Genomic DNA, 348 nt, shown 5'->3' with positions numbered 1-348 from the left:
GGCGCAGGAGCGGATGTCATCGATGTGGGTCAGGGTAGTGACTTCATCCAAATCAACGCCCTGACCGATGGATCTGCGGCCACTGGGGCTGGCGGTACGTTTAGTGGCTTCGACACGTACACGAACTTCGACGCCGATGGTGGTGACGTGCTGGTGTTTGACAGTGGTGACAACACCAATGGTACGACTGTTGATACGGCGGTCGTAGATAACGTGTTCGTGATTGCCTCTGATGACGCTGCTACTGCCGCGAATGACCTTGCGGCGGATGGGTCGGACCGTACGGACGTAGACAGTGTGATCAGCTTCCTTACAGACGCGGCCAACTATGATGAGACCGCCGGCGAA

At 57.2% G+C, this 348-nt stretch carries 1 protein-coding gene; it reads left to right on the top strand.

From position 1 onward, the window contains the following. Window positions 1–348: hypothetical protein (locus AB6A65_RS16780; RefSeq protein ID WP_371039516.1), on the top strand; the 348-nt coding region annotated here is incomplete at both ends.

This window comes from Rhodosalinus sp. FB01, assembly GCF_041365715.1.
Classification (GTDB): Bacteria; Pseudomonadota; Alphaproteobacteria; order Rhodobacterales; family Rhodobacteraceae; genus Rhodosalinus.
Note: the sequence above shows the minus strand (reverse complement) of the source record. Positions and strands in the feature narration are given on the sequence as shown.